Consider the following 17,681-nt stretch of genomic DNA (forward strand, 5'->3'; position numbering starts at 1 on the left):
ATCCACGCTAGGATCAGCAGTCCTGCACTGACAATGAGGTCACCTGTGAAATACGCCATTACCCTGCTACTGAGCCTGATGCCGCTGCTGGCCAGCGCCGCCGAAGTCGGTGAACGCCTGGCACCCTTTACCTTGCTCGACCAGCACGACCAGGCCTACAGCCTCAACGAGCAGACCCGTGTGCTGCTGGTGGCGCGCAACATGGACGGTGCCAAGCTGGTCCAGGCTGCAGTGGGCGAACAGCCCAAGGGCTACCTGGAAGCGCGCGATGCGGTGTTCGTCGCTGATATTCAGCGCATGCCGGCGCTGATCAGCAAGCTGTTCGCGATTCCGGCCATGCGCGACTACAGCTACCGGGTGGTGCTGGACCGCGACGGCAAGGTGGTTGCGCGCTATCCGGGGGCTGAAGACAAGGTGCTGTGGATTCAGTTGGAGCAGGGGGTTATGGCGGGGCAGAAGGAATATGCCAGTGCCGAGGCGTTGGCCACAGCGCTCAAGGCGTTGCCGCAGCCATAGTGGATTTGGATGCAGCGCAACTCTGTGGGAGCGGGCTGGACCCGCGATCGAGCGCGAAACGGTCGCAATCCAGACGCCACCTGATGGGGAGGCTGTACTGACCCCATCGCGGGGCAAGCCCGCTCCCACATGGGCAGTGCAGGCCGGCGCAGATCTTACAGCGGCACCTGCAAGGTCGTCTTGACCCGCTCCAGCACCACAATGGTCCGGAACCACTTCACGTTCGGATTATCGTGAAACAGCCGCTGGGCGATGTTCTGGAACACGGTCATGCTCGCCACCGTCAGCACCAGCAAAAAGTCGGCATCGCCAGTGACGTAATAGCACTGCTGAATTTCAGGCCCAGAGAAGGCGCGCTTCATCACTTCCAGGTCCGCTGACTGGGTGCGGTCGGCATGTACCTCGACCATCAGGGTAATCACCTGGCCGACTTTGTCCGGGTCGATGACCGCGGCGTTGGCCTGGATCACCCCGGTCTTTTTCAAGCGCTGGATACGCCGCTGTACCGAGGCCGTTGATAAGTGCACCTGCTCGGCCAGCTCGCGCAGGGGCTGGCTGTTGTCGCGCTGCAAGGCGGCGAGCAGGGCAAGGTCGAATTCGTCCAGGTCCATGCAAAAATTTCTCATCTTGAGGGGTGAAAACGAGGGCACTTATCAGTGCCTGTGGAATAAATTATCACCGTCTGTGGCTCCTCATTAGGGAATTTGCAATGACCGCGCATAACTCCACGTTGGGTGTAGTGCTCAATGTCCTCGCCTCGGTGCTGTTCGCGGTGATGTACGCCTATACCAGCCTGCTCGCGCCCCTCGACGGCGCCGAAATCTACGGCTGGCGGATTCTGCTGACCGTGCCGTGCCTGACCCTGATGGTGATCGCCAGCGGACACTGGCCGCAGGTGCGGCGGATCTTCCAGCGGCTGTTCGAGGAGCGTTGGTTCTGGGCGATTCGCCTGGTCTCGGCAGCCTTGCTCGGCGTGCAGTTGTGGCTGTTCATGTGGGCGCCGATCAACGGCCATGGCCTGGATGTATCGCTGGGCTACTTCCTGATGCCGCTGGTCATGGTGATTGTCGGCCGCCTGGCCTTCAAGGATTCGATCAGCCGCCTGCAACTGCTGGCGTGTGCGTTGGCGGCGCTGGGCATCATCAACCAGATCGCCATCGCCAAGGCGATTTCCTGGCCGGTGCTGGTGGTATCCCTGGGCTACCCCCTGTATTTCTGGCTGCGCCGGGTGACCGACACCAACAATATGGGCGGGCTGTGGTTCGACATGAGTTTGAGCCTGCCGGTGAGCCTGTACTTCGTGCTCAAGGGCGGGGTGGTGCTCGGCCTTGCCGGGCTGGCCTCGAACCTGCCCTGGCTGGTGCTCGGCCTGGGTGCGATCAGCGCGGCGGCCCTGGGCTTGCAAGCACTGTCGGCACCGCGCCTGAACCTGACCCTGTTCGGTCTGCTGATTTATGTCGAGCCGGTGCTGCTGGTGGTGGCCGCGGTGCTGCTGGGCGACAGCATCGCCCCGGCGCAGTGGCCAACCTACCTGGCGATCTGGCTGGCGGTGCTGGTACTGGTGGTGGAGGGCGGCTTGAGCCTCAACGGCAACCGCCGCACTTACTCGCCGAGCCGCTGCTCGCGTGAAGGCGGGTAGCCGAAGTAGGCGCAGTAGCACTTGCTGAAGTGCGAGACCGAAACAAAGCCACAGGCAATGGCCACATCCATCAGCGGCAGGTCGGAATACTGCAGCAGGCGCCGGCTCTTGGTGATGCGCAGCTCCATGTAGTAGCGGCTCGGCGAGGTGCCCAGTTGCGCCTGGAACAGGCGGTCGATCTGCCGCCGCGAACGGCCGCTGTAGGCTGCCAGCTGATCGAGGCTGAGGGTCTCTTCCAGGTTGCTTTCCATCAGCTCGACGATGGTGCGCAGTGGCGCGCTCATGGTTTTTTTCTGGCTGCTGTCGACCCGGCGAAAGCGCGCACTGGAAAACGCCAGGATCTCCTCGACACCCTCGGCCAGCGCCTCGCCATGCTGTAACTTGAGCAACCCCAGCATCATCTCCAGCGCGCCGTTGGGGCTGGCGGCGGTCAGGCGCTCGCGGTCGAGCACAAAGCTTGCCGGAGTGATGGTGCACTGCGGGCTGCGCTCGGCCAGGCTTGCCCGTTGTTCGGGGTGAATGGTGCAGTTGTAGCCTTCCAGCACCCCGGCGCGGCCGAGAAACCAGGCACCGTTCCACAACCCGCCCAGGGCCAGTTGGTGGGCGGCGGCATCGGCCAGCAGCCTGTCCAGCTCCGGGTACTTGAGCGGGGTACGCAAGCCGCCGCAGACGATCAGCATGTCCAGGTGGTCCAGGGCCGCGCGGTCGATGTGCGCGGCATAGATCTCCAGGCCCAGGTCACTGGTCACCCGTTCGCTGCCCAGGGAAAACGGTGTGCTCAAATACAGCTGGCTCTTGAGCAGGTTGGCCGTGACCAGTACGTCCATCGCCACGGTAAAGCTGGCCATGGAGAAGTTCTCCAGCAGCAGGAAACCCACCTGATAAGCCGGGGTAGAGGCCGCCACAGGGTGTTTGAGATTGAGCATGTTGCTGGTGCTGGATTTCTTGCTGAACTGGCGTGGGGTGGGCAAGGCGCGGCTCCGCGAACTGGCAGGTTGAGGCGATGATGCCAGATATTGCCCTGCCCGCAATGGCAATCGAAATGAACCCTGGCGGACCCGGCACACCTAACCTTCAGAACCCCTCTGGAGGCTACCCATGAAAAAACGGTCATATCTCGTGGCTGGGCCGAAAGCCAGCGCAGGAGTGCCGATTTCCCGCGAGGGTTGACCAACCGGCTGGCGATAGGGATTGTAGGAGCGGCGCTGCACCGCCGCTCCTACACCGATACAAGGAAAGTATCCATGCCCCTGTTCGAAACCCCGCGCCTGCTCGTCCGCGAACTCTCTCGCCAGGACCTGCCCGCCCTGACGGCCATCCTTAGCGACCCCGAGGTCATGAAGTTCTCGCTGCGCGGCGTCTGTGACGAACAGATGACGGGTGCCTTCATCGACTGGTGCGTGCAGTGCTATGCCAATTACGGCATGGGCCAGTGGGCCCTGGTCGACAAGGCCAGCGGCGAGCTGGTCGGGTTCTGCGGGGTCAGCCCGGAGCAGGTCGCAGGGGTGCAGGAGGCCAGCCTGGGCTATCGGCTGGCCATGCGCTATTGGCGTCAGGGGCTCGCTAGCGAGGCGGTGAAGGGTGTGCTGGAGTATGTATTCAGCCAGCAACAACAGCCTGCAGTCATTGCGATCATTGAATCTGCAAACGTCGCCTCCTTGCGCGTGGCGCAAAAAGCCGGTTTCAATGCGTTCGATACCGTGCAGTTTCACGGCCGGCCCGTGCGTGTGTACCGGCTGACGCATCAGCACTGGAAGGCGCCATGACCAGCAGACACCTCGACCCGTTACGCCAGGCCATCCGCCAACAGCCGGTCTCGCCAGCACCCGCGCCGTGGAAACTGACCGGCCAGTTCACCGTCGCCGGCCTGCTGGAAATCGGTTTCGACCGCGACAGCGAGCGGCTGCTGGTGGCCTCAAGTTCAGGCCGTAGCGTGATCGACTGTCGCACCGGCGAGAAAATTGCCCGCGACCGTACCGACAACCTCGGCAGCGACCATTACCTGGAAACCCGCGGCATCGGCCCGTTGCACGACCGGGTGATTCGCATGGCCGGCATTCAGGGCGGCAGCCTGCCGATCAGCACCAGCGATGGCTGGGTCGTGGAGAACATCACCCTGGCCTGGCCCGAGCAGCACCTGCTGCTGGTCGAGCCGGGTTCGTGGCTGCATGGTGCGCGCTATAACCGTCCCTGGCAGTTTCATACCCTGGCGATCGAGACCGAAGTGCGCGCATTCGGGTTTTCCTACACCGGCCTGAGCCTGGTGATCGCCACGGGTGGCGAGTTGCTGATTTATGGGCGCGCCGCGTCCCATCGCGGATAAATGGAGTTGCCTGGGTTAGGGCGGATCCGGTGCTGTTCTTGACTCTGGTGCATAACCTGTGGGAGCGGCTTGACCCGCGATCGAGTGCGAAGCAGTCGCAATCCAGGCGCCGCTGGCGTATTTTCGATAACCCGGTCCAAGACGCCATTCCTGATGCCAGCCCAACCTTTCGATCCCTGCCAAGACCTCGCCGACATTTTGTTGCCGCACTTGCCTGCGGACAACGGCGATGGCTCCCACGACCTGGCTCACATCCACCGGGTCTGGATCAACGCCCGCACCATTCAGGCCCAAGAGGGCGGCGACCTGACCCTCCTCCTGGCCGCCGCGCTGTTGCACGACTGCGTCGTGATCGAGAAGAGTTCCCCACTGCGCTCAAAGGCCTCGAGCCTGTCTGCGGATAAGGCTGCAAAACTGTTGGCTGAACTGGGTTGGCCCGCCGAGCGCATCAGCGCCGTGGCCCACGCCATCGCCACCCACAGTTTTTCTGCTGGCTTGCAGCCTGAAACCCTCGAAGCGAAAATCCTTCAGGACAGCGACCGCCTGGACGCCATCGGCATGGTCGGCGTGGCCCGCTGCTTCTACGTCGGCGGGCGCATGGGCTCTGCCCTGTACGACTTCAATAATCCCACCGCAGCAGGGCGCGACTATCAGGACCGGCAGTACAGCCTCGAACACTTCCATAGCAAACTGCTCAAGCTGGCCTCGGGCTTTCAGACCGGGGAGGGCGCACGCCTGGCGGCGGAGCGGCATCGGCGGCTTGAGCTGTTTGTGCAAGGTTTCATGGATGAGATTGGCAGCCCGCAGCCTTGATCGACACCACACTGACCGAAAGGACGCCTCAGTGAACCCACTGACGCTCACCACCCATCAATTGTTGATCAATTTCGCCGTAAAACCGATGTGAAGATGGAGTGGGACTGATTTCAGTTCTGCCATTTCCCTGGACAACAACCTGAGCGAGAACCCACCGATGATCACCTGCTACCTGCGCTACGTCCTCGACCCCTACAAACTCGCCGAGTTCGAGCATTACGGCAAACTCTGGATCCCGCTGGTGGAACGCTTCGGCGGCCAGCACCACGGTTACTTCCTGCCCTCGGAAGGCGCCAACAATATCGCCCTGGCGATGTTCACCTTCCCAAGCCTTGCCGAGTACGAACGCTACCGCCAGGACTCGATGAACGACCCTGAGTGCCTGGCCGCCTTCCAGTACGCCCAGGATACCCGGTGCATCCTCAGCTATGAGCGTTCGTTCTTTCGGCCAGTATTCGGTCGGGACTGACAAACGGCGGCTCAGCCTCTATAAGTAGGGCATTTCCCACTCAATGGGAATCGAGTTTCACCTATTGAGAAAGACTGTGCACCATGGCGACAAGGAGCACATATGACCTACACCGCGCCCACCGATCGCCTGCTGCAAATCCTCGTTGCCCTCGGCCAGGCCAACGAGGCCGTGTCGGCCAAGGAGCTGAGTCTGCAACTGGACCAGCCCCTGAGCAGTACCTATCGGCACCTGAAGACCCTGCTGCGCTGGGGGCTGGCTGAGGACAACGGTCATGGCCGCTATCTGCCGGGCCCGGCCTGCCTGCAGCTGGCGAAGAAATTCGACCGTGAGGCGCTGCTGGTGTCGCTGGCCAAGCCCGAGCTCAGGCGCCTGGCCGAACTCAGCCAGGAAAGCGTGGCACTGATGGTGCCCAGTAACGGCCAGGCCATCTGTATCGAACTGATCGACAGTCCGCAGCCGCTGCGCTGCTGTTACCAGAAGGGCCTGGCCCAACCGTTGCGGGTCGGCGCTTCGGCGCGGGTGTTGCTGGCGCACATGGAGCCGGCGCGCAGCCTGGCCATTCTCGAGGAACAGGGCCTGGAGGCTGAAGCACTGGACAGTTACCGCCAGAGCTTCGTGCAGATCCGTGACCAGGGTTATGCCATCAGCCTCGGTGAAATCGACGACGGCATCTGGGGCGTCAGTGCTCCGGTGCTCGACAGCCGCAACCGCCTGCACGGCGCAATCAGCCTGATGGCCCCGGCCATTCGAGCCCGGCAGAACAGCGAGCGCCTGACCCGCTGGACCTGTGAGGTCGCCCTGCGCATCGGTGCGCGGCTGGACTGAATCTACTGGAGTACCCCGCATGAACAGCAATACCGCACTGCCGCTATGGCAGGGTCGCGTCGATGCCGCGGAAGGTGCGTCGGCATTGCGCTGGCACCAATGGGTGCGGCCCTGGGCTGACGATCAACCGGCAGGCAACGCCCTGGTGGGCCTGGCCTGTGATGAAGGTGTCATCCGTAACCAGGGCCGCAGCGGTGCGCGCCAGGGGCCACCGGCCCTACGCAAGGCATTGGCTAACCTGGCCTGGCGCGGCCAGCGTCCGGTGTATGACAGCGGCGACTTCGTCTGCCTCGGCAGCGATCTGGAAGGCGCCCAGCAGGCCTATGCCAAGCGAGTGACGCAACTGCTTGATCAAGGGCATCTGCCATTGGGCCTGGGCGGCGGGCACGAAATCGCCTACGCCAGTTTTCTTGGCCTGGCCGGACATCTGCGACGGCACGAACAGCGCCCGCGCATCGGCATCGTCAATTTCGATGCGCACTTCGACTTGCGCCATAGCGCCCAGAGCAGTTCCGGCACGCCGTTCCGGCAGATCGCCGAGTACTGCCAGCAGGCGGGCATGGCCTTTGAGTATTGCTGCCTGGGCGTGAGCGAGTTGAACAATACCCAGGCGCTGTTCGACCAGGCCCGGCGCCTGAACGTGCGCTATCGCCTTGATCGGCAGATGCAGCCGTGGAACATCGCCGCTCTCGAAGCCTTTGTCGATGACTTCCTCAGTGGCATCGACCACCTGTACCTGACCCTCTGCCTGGACGTGCTACCGGCAAGCCAGGCGCCTGGCGTCAGTGCGCCTTCGGCCCATGGTGTCGAGTTGATGGTGGTCGAGCACCTGGCCCGCCGCGCCAAAGCGAGCGGCAAGTTGCGCATGGCCGATATCGCGGAACTCAACCCTGGCCTCGACCAGGACCAGCGAACGGCGCGCATAGGTGCGCGGCTGTTGGCCAGCCTGGTCGACTGAAACCCTTACCCCCTGATCCAACTATAAAAAGAAGAGTGTTAACCATGCTGACCCTGCAACTCGATGCTCTGACCACCGTCGCCCTGGCGCTATTGCTGCTGGCGATGGGCGCACAACTGAAAAAGCACAGCTACTGGCTGCGCCAACTCTGTGTCCCGGCCCCGGTCATCGGCGGCTTCGGCTTCGCCCTGGTGGTGTGGCTGCTGCGTGACCAGCAGTGGCTGGACATCAAGCTCGACACCGCCATGCAAACGCCGCTGATGGTGGCGTTCTTCACCACCGTGGGCCTGGGGGGCAGCCTTGGCTTGCTGCGCCAGGGCGGCAAGATCCTGTTCGTCTACCTCGGCGCCTGCTGGGCCCTGGCGCTGGTGCAGAACCTGGTCGGCGTGGGCATGGCCAAGGCACTGGGCATCGACCCGTTGCTGGGGATCATGGCCGGTGCAGTGTCGCTGGAAGGCGGCTTTGGTGCGGCCGCAGCGTTTGGTCCGATCGCCGAGAGCCTCGGCACTGTCGGCGCCACCACCGCAGCGCTGGCCTCGGCGACCTTCGGCATGGTTGCCGGTGGCCTGCTCGGCAGCCCGGTGGCGCGCTACCTGATCGAGCGCAAGAAACTGGTGGTTCAGGCGGACAAGGCCGATGCCCTGCAAGCCCTGGAAAAAGCCAACGAAACCCCTGTGGTCAGCCTCGATGCGCCGGTGCTGCTGCGCCTGCTGACCTGCATGCTGGTGATCATGGTGCTCGGTTTCTGGATTGGCGATGCCTTGAAGGCGCACCTGGGAATTGTTCTGCCGGTGTATGTCGGCGCCATGTTCGTTGCCATTCTGGCGCGCAACTTCAACGACCGCGCACGGCTGATCGAGATCCCCGACAACGCCGTCAGCACCCTGGGCGACATCAGCCTGGGGATGTTCCTGACCATGGCGATGATGAGCCTGAAGTTCTGGGAGCTGGAGCAACTGGGCCTGCCGCTGCTGGTGATCCTGGTGGTGCAGGTGCTGATCATGGTGCTGTTGTGCATCTTCGTGCTGTTTCGCCTGTTCGGCGGCAATTACGATGCGGCGGTGCTGTGCGCCGGCTACATGGGCCATGGCCTGGGCGCTACACCGAACGCGGTGGCCAACATGGGCGCCATCTGCGACCACTACAAGGTGTTCTCCTACAAGGCCTTCATCATCGTGCCGTTGTGTGGTGCGGTGCTGATCGACATCGTCGCGTTGCCGTTGATTACCTGGTTCATCAACGCGTTCAGCTGATGGGGCGAGGCGGGGCGCAAGGCCCCGCCATCCACCGGGCTAGAGGGTTTTCATGTATTCGACCAAGGCATAACGGTCGGCATCGGTGAAGGACGATGCGCCGTAGTCGTGGCCGAAGTTGAAGTTACCGGGCAAGGACGTGTCGTAGGTAAATTGACTGCCGGGCCCGAAGGCATCGATAAATCCGACTTTTTCCGGATCGAACTGGGTCGAGCCCATCTTGAAGCGCGAGGGACGTTGCTCTGCCGGCAGCAGCAGGTCGTAAAGCGTGGGTACCGAGCCGTTGTGCAGGTAGGGCGCGGTTGCCCAGATGCCAGTCAATGGACGGGCTTTATAGGCCAGCGGGTATTTCTGGACTGTTTTGCCTTTCTCCACCGTGTTCTTCTTGGCCAGCGCATAACATTGCTCGAGTCGATAGGCTTTATGCGGCGGGAGCAGTGTTTTCATCATGCTCAGTTGCTTGTCTTTGCTGACTTCCAGTTCCACCAGGGGGTCGACATGAAAGACCCCACGCAACGCCAGGTCGATAATTTCGCTCTTCTGGTTCAACAGTATTTCCCGGGCAGCGACACCTAGTTGAGTGACCAGCGACGAGCCATGGTCGATATGGCCGCGGTCTGCATTGAGGTGTTCGCCTAGAAGGTTGCCGGGGGCACTGCTGAACTGTACGGCATTGCACGCCATCCAGGGATCGGTTGCGATGGTCTGGGGCGTTTCCTGCGCAGCAATGCGCGTCATCTGTGCCTGGATCGGTGTGGTCAGGTCGTTGCGCGCCAGCGGTAGATGGCAGCTCGAACAATTGTTGGCGAACAGTGCAGCGCCTCGGCTGACTTTCACCGGGTCGATTTTCCCCAGTTGTTCCGGCCATTTTGGCGGCTTGAGTTTCTGAATGGTTCGCTCAAGGTGGTCAAGGTTCTGAACGCGCACGCTTGAAGCAAATCCCTTGAGCAGCGGGGCATGCTGCATCGCCACATCACCGAACACGCCGACCACTTCCGAAGCGTTACGGGCCAGGGCGCCGATGTCCAGGCCGTTCTTGCCCAGGCGCTTGTTCGGGGCCACGCCGTTCCACTGCACCACATTGTGCTGAGGGGTATTCCACAGGAACGGGTAGCTCACCGGTGCATCCGAAGGGTTGGGGGTCTGAGCGATGGCGCCATTGAGTTGCGCCACCCGGTTGAGAATATGCCCCACTGCATCGACGCGGCCGGGGCCATACTCCAGGTCGGTAGCGTTGAGTGAGGCGCTGGTCTTGAGGAACTGACCCAGGCTGTTGAGCGCCGTGTGCAGTTGCAGTCGATTGGCCGGTGTGTAGGCATCTTTCAAGACGTTTCGTGCAAAGCGGTCGAATGATTCTTCGTTTTCGGCGGTCGCAAACAGTGCTTCTCGAAAGGCATCGAGGAATTTCTGGAAATCCGCATTGGTGGGGCCACCCTGTATCACCCAGGTATTGTCACCATGGGAAATATTGGCGGTGTGGCACGCCGAGCAGTTCATGCCTACCCAGGGCTCCTGGTCCCGTTGATTGGCGTACCAGCGCAGGCGGGAAAAGGTCAGGGTCCTGTCGTCGCCCTGATCGATGACGAAACCGCGAGGCAGTCGGAAGGTGGAACCATTGAAGGGCAGAAGGTGGGGCGTATAACCGTACGCCTTGATGTTGTCTTCGGAGAGGAACGCCTTCCGCGTGCCTGCGACCTCCAGCGCCATCAACCAGCTCAAGGGCACCAGGCGCGAGCCCTGGGAGGTGTTCTGCCAGAGCGCAAGATCCTTGGTGCTCCAGTTTTGGTCCAGAATGGCCTCATCGGCCTGGGCACCTGTCGAAGCCAGGCACCCGACTCCGATGCTGACCGCTGCCAACACAGACTTCATTGTCATTTCTTCGATCCTTCGTGGCTTAGCCAACGTTGTTGTTAGAACATCAGGTCAGGGGCAGTACCTCTTTCAGTTTGCGTTAGCGCATTGCAGCGCCGCCGTCATTCAGGCTGGATCTTGTCTTGCAGCGTAGAAGGTTTTCAGTACCGTGCTGGCGTCGTTTGAGTCTGGAAGCCTGGGCGAGAGCGATCCAGTGCTGGCTGGGCACGGCGGGCTCCGGGGGGTGAGGGGGGCAAGCCCGACCATAGCGCGTTTGTGCGGCTGGCTTTAGAACAATTGTGCGCGCGGCTCACATCGGCAACGAGCGGTTCTCGATAACCCGCTTCATCACCAGGGTCGAGGTCAGGCGCTGCACATTGGGCAGTGCCGACAGCCGCTCATCGTACAGTTGCTGGAAGGCTGGCAGGTCGCGGGTGACCACCTGCAGCAGATAGTCCGGATCACCAAACAGCCGCTGCGCCTCGACGATCTGGGGTATCTCCTGCAGCGCCGCTTCAAAGGCGCTCACCGCCGGGCGATCACCTTCGCGCAAGGTCACGAACACCATTGCCGAGAAGTTCAGCCCCAGGGCACCCGGCGCCAGTTGTGCGCGGTAGCCCTGGATCACCCCGGATTGCTCCAGGGCACGCACCCGCCGGTGGCAGGGCGACAGGCTCAAACCCACCCGTTCGGCCAGTTCGGTCACCGACAGGCGCCCGTCGTTCTGCAGTTGCGCAAGAATCTTGCGGTCAATCCTGTCCATGTGGAAGAACCTTTCTATATTGGCCGGTAGTTCTGGAATATTCGAAAGATAATCCTATCAGCTTTTCTCTAATCTCCCTGCGAACTCCAGATTTGCGACGAGGTAGAGCGATGCAGGCAAGAAACTTCCAGGCACAGCACGCGGCGGTGCGGCCATGACCTTGAACATGCTGGCCGCCTTCTGGGCGGTGTCGTTGTTGTTCGTGATCACCCCGGGGGTGGACTGGGCCTATGCCATTTCCGCCGGCCTGCGCGGCCGTGTGGTCGTGCCTGCCGTGACGGGGCTATTGCTCGGGCACCTGGCGGCAACCCTGGTGGTGGCTGCCGGGGTAGGCGGGCTGGTGGCGAGCACCCCCATGGCCCTCACGCTGCTGACCGTGGCGGGCTCGGCTTATCTGCTGTGGCTGGGCGTCAACATGCTCATCCATCCTTCGGTTCCACACGCCGGGCAGGCGCAGGCGTCGGCCTCCTGGGCGCGCTGGGCATTCAAAGGTGCCTGCGTCAGCGGCCTCAACCCCAAGGTCTTCCTGCTGTTCGTGGCCTTGCTGCCGCAATTCACCGACGCCATGGCCACCTGGTCGGTGCCGGTGCAGATCGTCACCCTGGGCCTGGTCCATGCCTTCAGTTGCGCGGTGGTCTATCTGCTGGTGGGCTTCGGCTCCCAGGCAGTGCTGCAGTCGCGGCCCGCAGCGGCGAAAGTGGTCAGCCGGGTGTCCGGGCTGGCGATGATCCTGATTGCCGCGGTTTTGCTCGTCGAACAGTGGGTCGGCCACCTTCGGTTGCTCTGAAATTGACCGCTGATCAAGGGAAAAGCGCTTTTGCTCTTTCGACTTGGAGCAAGGGAAGGCACAATGCGTGTCCTTTTTTTGGCCGGCCTGGCCGGGGGCCTCGAAATGATCAAAACGCCGTACTACCTCATCGACAAAACCAAGCTGCTGCGCAACATGGAGAAGATCGCCTACGTGCGCGAGCAGTCCGGGGCCAAGGCCCTGCTGGCACTCAAGTGCTTCGCCACCTGGTCGGTGTTCGACCTGATGCAGCAGTACATGGACGGCACCACCTCGTCGTCGCTGTACGAGCTCAAGCTTGGCCGCCAGAAGTTCGAGGGCGAGACCCACGCCTACAGCGTGGCCTGGGCCGACGACGAAATCGAAGAGATGCTCGACAACTGCGACAAGATCATCTTCAACTCCATCGGCCAGCTGCAGCGCTTTGCCGATGCCTCCGAAGGCAAGGTCCGCGGCCTGCGCGTCAACCCGCAGGTGAGCAGCTCCGACTACCTGCTGGCCGACCCGGCGCGCCCGTTCAGCCGCCTGGGCGAGTGGGACCCGGTGAAGGTCGAAGCCGTCATCGAGAAGATCTCCGGCTTCATGTTCCACAACAACTGCGAGAACGACGACTTCGGCCTGTTCGACCAGATGCTCGGCACCATCGAAGAGCGCTTCGGCCATCTGCTGCACAAGGTCGAGTGGGTCAGCCTGGGCGGCGGCATCCACTTTACCGGTGAAGGCTACGCACTCGATGCCTTCTGCGCGCGCCTGAAAGCCTTCTCCGAGAAGTACGGCGTGCAGGTTTACCTGGAACCGGGCGAAGCGGCGATCACCCAGAGCGCCTCGCTGGAAGTTACCGTGCTCGACACCCTCTATAACGGCAAGCACCTGGCCGTGGTCGACAGCTCGATCGAAGCGCACATGCTCGACCTGCTGATCTACCGCCTGAACGCCAAGCTGGCGCCAAGCGAGGGCGAACACACCTACATGGTATGCGGCAAATCCTGCCTTGCCGGCGACATTTTCGGCGAATACCAATTCGATCGTCCGCTGGCCATCGGCGATCGGCTGTCGTTTGTTGACGCAGCGGGTTACACCATGGTCAAGAAAAACTGGTTCAACGGCCTGAAAATGCCGTCCATCGTAGTGAAACAACTCGACGGTAGTGTCGAGCTGGTTCGTGAATTCGGGTTCGAAGACTACTTGTCCAGCCTGTCGTAAGCTGGCAGTAAAGGAGAGAAAGAGAAATTGAAGAAGAACGTTCTTATCATTGGTGCAGGAGGTGTCGCCAAGGTGGTGGCCCACAAGTGCGCGCAGCACAACGACGAACTCGGTCGTATTGCTATCGCGTCGCGCAACATCTCCAAATGCCAGGCCATCATCGACAGCGTCAAGGCCAAGGGTAGCCTCAAGCAACCTGCAGAGATCAAGGCCTTCTCGTTGAATGCGCTGGACGTCGAAGCGACCAAAGCGCTGATCCGCGAAACCGAATCGCAAATCGTCATCAACGTCGGTTCCGCTTTCCTCAACATGTCGGTGCTGCGTGCCTGCATCGATACTGGCGTGGCCTACCTGGACACCGCCATTCACGAAGAACCGGGCAAGATCTGCGAGACGCCGCCCTGGTATGGCAACTACGAGTGGAAACACCTCGAGGAATGCCAACAAAAGAACGTTACCGCCATTCTTGGCGTGGGCTTCGATCCGGGCGTGGTCAACGCCTATGCGGCCCTGGCCAAGCAAAAGTATTTCGACAGCATTGACTCCATCGATATCCTCGACGTCAATGCCGGATCCCATGGCAAATATTTCGCCACCAACTTCGACCCGGAAATCAACTTCCGCGAGTTCACCGGGCAGGTGTGGAGCTGGCAGAACAGCCAGTGGACCAGCAACACCATGTTCGAAGTCAAGCGTACCGACGACCTGCCGGTAGTCGGCTCGCAGAACCTGTACCTGACCGGCCACGACGAAGTGCACTCGCTGTCGAAGAACCTCGACGTGCCGAACGTGCGCTTCTGGATGAGCTTCGGCGAGCACTACATCAACGTGTTCACCGTGCTGAAGAACCTTGGCCTGCTCTCCGAGCAACCGGTCAAGACCGCCGAAGGCCTGGAAGTGGTGCCGTTGAAAGTGGTCAAGGCCGTGCTGCCTGACCCCGCCTCGCTGGCACCGGGTTACACCGGCAAGACCTGCATCGGCGACCTGGTCAAAGGCACCAAGGACGGCCAGCCGCGCGAAGTGTTCATCTACAACGTAGCGGATCACGAAGAGGCTTACGCCGAAACCGACAGCCAGGGCATTTCCTACACCGCAGGCGTGCCGCCTGTGGCCGCGGCGCTGCTGGTCGCCCGTGGCGAGTGGGACGTGCAGCGCATGGTCAACGTCGAGGAACTGCCAGCCGAGCCGTTCCTCAAGGCGCTGGACGTGATGGGCCTGCCGACCCGGGTCAAGGACGAGAACGGCGACCGTCCGTGGAACTGAGTTCCACGCAGCGGTAAAACACCGGGTGCACCAGGTTAGGTGTACCCGGTGAGCGGTCGAGGCGCCGATCTGGCGCCTCGATTCAGAGTAAGTGGCTGTTTTAACAACAATTTGTGCAGTCAGGGGCTTCCCAGGCACAACGAAGTTTGATAAATTGCCAGCCATTCTTGCAACGGTCCTCACGGGGCTGGCAGCGAAGGCCCGCAACTTCCCAGGTTGCACCACGTTGCATCATCGCAAGCGAGTGCCAGGCACTCATCGCTACAGCTACAGGGGCGTCGCCAAGCGGTAAGGCAGCAGGTTTTGATCCTGCCATGCGTTGGTTCGAATCCAGCCGCCCCTGCCATTTTCTCGTTGTACCTTTCCTCTTTGTAATGGTCGCTTCCAGAGCAATTGCAACACCCGTGCAATTACTGTCATTGTTGCCACTTATTCCCCCTGGCAAGGACTGCCTCCATGGCACTGCACCTCTGGCTCACCTTTTCCCTGGCATACCTGCTGACTTCCCTGACCCCCGGCCCCAACGTACTGCTGACCGTGCGCAATGCCTTGCGCCATGGCCCGGCAGGCATGGGCGTGACCTTGTTCGGCAACCTGCTGGCGCAACTGCTGGTCATCAGTGCCGTGGCCTGGGGCGTGGGGGCGATGTTGCTGGCGTTGCCGACAGCGTTCCTGGTCTTGAAGGTGGTTGGCGCGGGGTACCTGATCTACCTCGGTGCACGCCAGCTGTTCGCACGCCAATCGGTTCCAGCCGCTGCCACCGAAGGTGCCGTGCCGGCAGCGCAATCGAAATGGCGGATCGGCACTGAAGCCTTCCTGGTCTCGGCCAGCAATCCGAAAACCCTGATTTTCTTCTGCGCCTTCCTGCCGCAGTTTCTCGACCATGGCCGGCCGATCGCCGAGCAGTTCGCGGTCATGTACCTGACCAGTGCCGCCATCGTCTGCGGCGTGCACTCGTTCTACTGCTTTAGCGCCTTGCACTTCAGTAAGCACGTGAAGGCTTCGCGCGTGGTGGCGGCGCTCAAGCGTGCCACGGGTGCGCTGTTCATCGGCCTCGGGGTGCGGTTGTTGAGCGCCAGGGCGGTATAACGCGCTCGCTCACCAATGCCGCAAGGCGCCCATGCTGACCATGGCCGCCAGCCCCAGCAGGCACATGATGCCCACGGCATAGGCAATGGTGCGCCACGGTTGCCAGCGCGCCAGGTAGGTCACGGTGTGTACCAGGCGTGCGACGGTAAATAGCACCATCAACCCGGCCGTGAACAGCAATGGCGGGTTGAACACCAGGCACAGCGCGCCCAGCACAAAAAACAGCGGAATGTTTTCCAGGTCGTTGGCCCAGGCCTGGGCCGCGCGGCTGACCTGCGGCAACTCCTCGGGGCTCGCCTGGCGGCCGACAAACCCGGCGTCCTCGCTGTTTTTGAAGGTCAGGCGGCTGATGCGATAGAAACCCTGATAACAGGAGATCGCCAGCATCTTCACAAACAGCGCGACCACGCAGAGGGCATAGATGGAGATCAGCGTAGGCATCTTCATTCCTTTGAAAACGGGGAGCGCGATCATCGCCTGAATCGCGCTTGCGCGTACAGGTCAACCTGCGCTCACCGTTGTCAGGAAGGCTTAGAACGTGGCTTTGACCTGCAGGCCAAGCACCAGTGCATTGTCGATGTTGTCACCGGAAAACGCCCCCGGCTCGACGATGTATTGCACATCCGGGCGCAAGGTCAGCCAAGGGGTGGCCTGGTAGCCGTAGCTGAGTTCGATCAACTGCTCGGCGCTGTCCAGGTTGGGGTAGGCGACGCCTGCGGCTGCGGCGGCATCTTGCTGCACATCACGGCTGCGCGGGTTCGGCACGGCGCGGCCATAGCCCAGGGCCACGGTGTCGCGCGGGCGACCTTCGAACGGCTTGTACAGCACGACACCTGCGCCATACCACTTGCTGAACGGCGAGGCGGCGGCGCTGGCGGCCGAGTACTGGCCAAAGGCATGCAGGCTGCGCCCCTCGGAACTCGACGAGGTCCATACGGCCTGATCCACCAGCAGGTAATGGCCGTCACGGCCGGACACCTGTTTGTCGCTGCCGATGCGTTTGACATCGGAGCTGTCGTAGTAGTAACCGAGTTTGTACTCACCCGGCAGTGCGCCCGACAGCTTGTACACCAGCTCGACCGGTACCACGGTGCCGGTGGTGTGCTTGGGCCCCAGATGCCAGGCGCGGCTGGAATTGCCGTTGCTTTCGGGGTCGACGTTGAACGCCGCCACGCGCAGTTGCCAGGCCGGCGACAGGTCGTATTTGACCCGCACGCCCAGGTGCGCATTGGGGTAGTTGGTCCAGCCACTGCCGCCGGACATGTTCAGTGGATGGCCGCAGAAACCGGCGTTCATGAAGTTGCAGAGAATGCCGCTGTCCAGGCCGCCGAGGTCGTTGCCCATGGCCATGTAACCAAGCTTGACGTTGAGTGCCGGGGTGAACAGGGTGCGCTCATAGCTCAGTTCAGTCAGGCGGGTATAGAGGCCACCGTAGTTTTCCTGGATCGGCAGGCGGTTGCCCACCAGGTCTTCGGAAGCGCTGTTGCCGCGGCGGTCGTTGACCGTCAGCTGGACCTTGCCGCCGTTGTCCAGGCCGTACAGCTTGCCCAGATCAAACTGCACGCCCAGCTTGAGGTTCTGCGAGTAACGCGCCGAGCGGTGCAGGCCGCCATCGGCGTTGTAGGCGGTTTCGCCGCTGTAGTCGCCAGTGAACTTGATGCCCTGTTCGTCGAGCTGGTGGCGCAGGCCGCCCCAGTCGCCGGTCAGGGTGTTGCGGGTCATCAGGTCGTCGGCCAGGGTTGTGGAGCTGGCCAGGGCCAGGAGCAGGGCAGGGGTGATGCGAGAAGCGCGGGGCATTGCGGGGTATTCCTGGGAGGTCGGTAAAAGTCCCATCGCGGGGGGAGAACCCTCCCCCACAAAATGTGGGGGGGGGGTTTGCCCCCTCCTTGGGGGAGGCGGGTTTAGGAAACGCGTCCACCCCCC

At 62.0% G+C, this 17,681-nt stretch carries 19 protein-coding genes and 1 tRNA gene; 14 read left to right on the plus strand and 6 right to left on the minus strand.

Annotated features, from left to right (window positions below):
• Positions 1-45: 45 nt before the first annotated feature.
• On the plus strand, positions 46-516 hold the full coding sequence (locus ABM562_RS18610; protein ID WP_460422905.1) for an FAD/FMN-containing dehydrogenase: 471 nt from the start codon (positions 46-48) through the stop codon (positions 514-516).
• Between the two features lie 155 nt (positions 517-671).
• Here the strand turns inward: ABM562_RS18610 and ABM562_RS18615 are convergent, their stop codons facing one another.
• Complete coding sequence (locus ABM562_RS18615) at positions 672-1,127, minus strand: Lrp/AsnC family transcriptional regulator (RefSeq protein WP_115087415.1); 456 nt, start codon at positions 1,125-1,127, stop codon at positions 672-674.
• A gap of 98 nt (positions 1,128-1,225) precedes the next feature.
• Between ABM562_RS18615 and rarD the strand changes: the two genes are divergently transcribed.
• Positions 1,226-2,155 (plus strand): EamA family transporter RarD, encoded by a 930-nt coding sequence (gene rarD / locus ABM562_RS18620; RefSeq protein WP_258579093.1) that lies wholly within the window; start codon positions 1,226-1,228, stop codon positions 2,153-2,155.
• Here the strand turns inward: rarD and ABM562_RS18625 are convergent.
• Entirely contained in the window at positions 2,119-3,126 is a 1,008-nt protein-coding gene (locus ABM562_RS18625; protein ID WP_134062221.1) for a GlxA family transcriptional regulator, read from the minus strand. The genes rarD and ABM562_RS18625 overlap by 37 nt on opposite strands.
• Before the next feature lie 273 nt (positions 3,127-3,399).
• Here ABM562_RS18625 and ABM562_RS18630 point away from each other — a divergent pair, with 273 nt between their 5' ends.
• The 7 genes from ABM562_RS18630 (at position 3,400) to gltS (ending at position 8,802) form a co-directional block, all read left to right on the plus strand.
• Positions 3,400-3,921 carry a GNAT family N-acetyltransferase gene (locus ABM562_RS18630; protein WP_460422907.1) on the plus strand — a complete coding sequence of 174 codons (522 nt, stop codon included), beginning with the start codon at positions 3,400-3,402 and terminating at the stop codon, positions 3,919-3,921.
• Positions 3,918-4,478, plus strand: coding sequence for a hypothetical protein (locus tag ABM562_RS18635; RefSeq protein WP_115087409.1), 561 nt, complete (start codon positions 3,918-3,920; stop codon positions 4,476-4,478). Before ABM562_RS18630 ends, ABM562_RS18635 begins: the two co-directional genes overlap by 4 nt.
• Positions 4,479-4,631: 153 nt before the next feature.
• Complete coding sequence (locus tag ABM562_RS18640) at positions 4,632-5,291, plus strand: HD domain-containing protein (protein ID WP_115087408.1); 660 nt, start codon at positions 4,632-4,634, stop codon at positions 5,289-5,291.
• Positions 5,292-5,451: 160 nt separating this feature from the next.
• A complete protein-coding gene (locus ABM562_RS18645) occupies positions 5,452-5,763 on the plus strand; it encodes an NIPSNAP family protein (protein ID WP_115087407.1) in 312 nt (103 codons plus the stop codon).
• Between the two features lie 102 nt (positions 5,764-5,865).
• Positions 5,866-6,591 carry an IclR family transcriptional regulator gene (locus tag ABM562_RS18650; RefSeq protein ID WP_115087405.1) on the plus strand — a complete coding sequence of 242 codons (726 nt, stop codon included), beginning with the start codon at positions 5,866-5,868 and terminating at the stop codon, positions 6,589-6,591.
• Between the two features lie 19 nt (positions 6,592-6,610).
• Entirely contained in the window at positions 6,611-7,549 is a 939-nt protein-coding gene (hutG, locus tag ABM562_RS18655; RefSeq protein ID WP_115087404.1) for a formimidoylglutamase, read from the plus strand.
• 44 nt (positions 7,550-7,593) lie between these two features.
• Positions 7,594-8,802 (plus strand): sodium/glutamate symporter, encoded by a 1,209-nt coding sequence (gene gltS, locus ABM562_RS18660; RefSeq protein WP_115087402.1) that lies wholly within the window; start codon positions 7,594-7,596, stop codon positions 8,800-8,802.
• Between the two features lie 39 nt (positions 8,803-8,841).
• Here the strand turns inward: gltS and ABM562_RS18665 are convergent, their stop codons facing one another.
• Together ABM562_RS18665 and ABM562_RS18670 are read right to left on the minus strand one after the other, a co-directional pair.
• Complete coding sequence (locus ABM562_RS18665) at positions 8,842-10,677, minus strand: di-heme-cytochrome C peroxidase (RefSeq protein WP_233674339.1); 1,836 nt, start codon at positions 10,675-10,677, stop codon at positions 8,842-8,844.
• Between the two features lie 286 nt (positions 10,678-10,963).
• The gene (locus ABM562_RS18670) at positions 10,964-11,416 is read right to left on the minus strand and encodes an Lrp/AsnC family transcriptional regulator (protein WP_258579097.1); all 453 of its coding nucleotides are present in this window, start codon (positions 11,414-11,416) and stop codon (positions 10,964-10,966) included.
• Between the two features lie 154 nt (positions 11,417-11,570).
• On the opposite strand from ABM562_RS18670, the gene ABM562_RS18675 reads away from it, so the two are divergent.
• The 5 genes from ABM562_RS18675 (at position 11,571) to ABM562_RS18695 (ending at position 15,758) form a co-directional block, all read left to right on the plus strand.
• Positions 11,571-12,203 carry a LysE family translocator gene (locus ABM562_RS18675; protein ID WP_460422911.1) on the plus strand — a complete coding sequence of 211 codons (633 nt, stop codon included), beginning with the start codon at positions 11,571-11,573 and terminating at the stop codon, positions 12,201-12,203.
• A 105-nt stretch (positions 12,204-12,308) separates the two neighbouring features.
• Positions 12,309-13,406, plus strand: a complete 1,098-nt coding sequence (gene nspC, locus ABM562_RS18680; RefSeq protein ID WP_115087666.1) for a carboxynorspermidine decarboxylase — start codon at positions 12,309-12,311, stop codon at positions 13,404-13,406.
• Positions 13,407-13,433: 27 nt separating this feature from the next.
• The gene (locus ABM562_RS18685; protein ID WP_115087394.1) at positions 13,434-14,669 is read left to right on the plus strand and encodes a saccharopine dehydrogenase family protein; all 1,236 of its coding nucleotides are present in this window, start codon (positions 13,434-13,436) and stop codon (positions 14,667-14,669) included.
• 271 nt (positions 14,670-14,940) lie between these two features.
• Positions 14,941-15,015 (plus strand) — tRNA-Gln (locus ABM562_RS18690).
• Positions 15,016-15,125: 110 nt separating this feature from the next.
• A complete protein-coding gene (locus tag ABM562_RS18695) occupies positions 15,126-15,758 on the plus strand; it encodes a LysE family translocator (RefSeq protein ID WP_115087392.1) in 633 nt (210 codons plus the stop codon).
• A gap of 9 nt (positions 15,759-15,767) precedes the next feature.
• Here ABM562_RS18695 and ABM562_RS18700 read toward each other — a convergent pair whose 3' ends face one another.
• Positions 15,768-16,199: an MAPEG family protein gene (locus ABM562_RS18700; protein WP_115087390.1), complete on the minus strand. Its 432-nt coding sequence runs from the start codon at positions 16,197-16,199 to the stop codon at positions 15,768-15,770.
• Positions 16,200-16,289: 90 nt separating this feature from the next.
• A complete protein-coding gene (locus ABM562_RS18705; RefSeq protein ID WP_460422914.1) occupies positions 16,290-17,555 on the minus strand; it encodes a carbohydrate porin in 1,266 nt (421 codons plus the stop codon).
• Positions 17,556-17,681: the final 126 nt, after the last annotated feature.

It is taken from the genome of Pseudomonas sp. ZL2 (assembly GCF_054788455.1).

Bases quoted from the DNA above. Each gene is read 5' to 3' on its own strand.
- ABM562_RS18615 (WP_115087415.1), bottom strand. From the start codon at position 1,127: ATGGACCTGGACGAATTCGACCTTGCCCTGCTCGCCGCCTTGCAGCGC.
- rarD (WP_258579093.1), top strand. From the start codon at position 1,226: ATGACCGCGCATAACTCCACGTTGGGTGTAGTGCTCAATGTCCTCGCC.
- ABM562_RS18630 (WP_460422907.1), top strand. From the start codon at position 3,400: ATGCCCCTGTTCGAAACCCCGCGCCTGCTCGTCCGCGAACTCTCTCGC.
- ABM562_RS18635 (WP_115087409.1), top strand. From the start codon at position 3,918: ATGACCAGCAGACACCTCGACCCGTTACGCCAGGCCATCCGCCAACAG.
- ABM562_RS18640 (WP_115087408.1), top strand. From the start codon at position 4,632: ATGCCAGCCCAACCTTTCGATCCCTGCCAAGACCTCGCCGACATTTTG.
- ABM562_RS18645 (WP_115087407.1), top strand. From the start codon at position 5,452: ATGATCACCTGCTACCTGCGCTACGTCCTCGACCCCTACAAACTCGCC.
- ABM562_RS18650 (WP_115087405.1), top strand. From the start codon at position 5,866: ATGACCTACACCGCGCCCACCGATCGCCTGCTGCAAATCCTCGTTGCC.
- hutG (WP_115087404.1), top strand. From the start codon at position 6,611: ATGAACAGCAATACCGCACTGCCGCTATGGCAGGGTCGCGTCGATGCC.
- gltS (WP_115087402.1), top strand. From the start codon at position 7,594: ATGCTGACCCTGCAACTCGATGCTCTGACCACCGTCGCCCTGGCGCTA.
- ABM562_RS18665 (WP_233674339.1), bottom strand. From the start codon at position 10,677: ATGACAATGAAGTCTGTGTTGGCAGCGGTCAGCATCGGAGTCGGGTGC.
- ABM562_RS18670 (WP_258579097.1), bottom strand. From the start codon at position 11,416: ATGGACAGGATTGACCGCAAGATTCTTGCGCAACTGCAGAACGACGGG.
- ABM562_RS18675 (WP_460422911.1), top strand. From the start codon at position 11,571: ATGACCTTGAACATGCTGGCCGCCTTCTGGGCGGTGTCGTTGTTGTTC.
- nspC (WP_115087666.1), top strand. From the start codon at position 12,309: ATGATCAAAACGCCGTACTACCTCATCGACAAAACCAAGCTGCTGCGC.
- ABM562_RS18695 (WP_115087392.1), top strand. From the start codon at position 15,126: ATGGCACTGCACCTCTGGCTCACCTTTTCCCTGGCATACCTGCTGACT.
- ABM562_RS18700 (WP_115087390.1), bottom strand. From the start codon at position 16,199: ATGCCTACGCTGATCTCCATCTATGCCCTCTGCGTGGTCGCGCTGTTT.
- ABM562_RS18705 (WP_460422914.1), bottom strand. From the start codon at position 17,555: ATGCCCCGCGCTTCTCGCATCACCCCTGCCCTGCTCCTGGCCCTGGCC.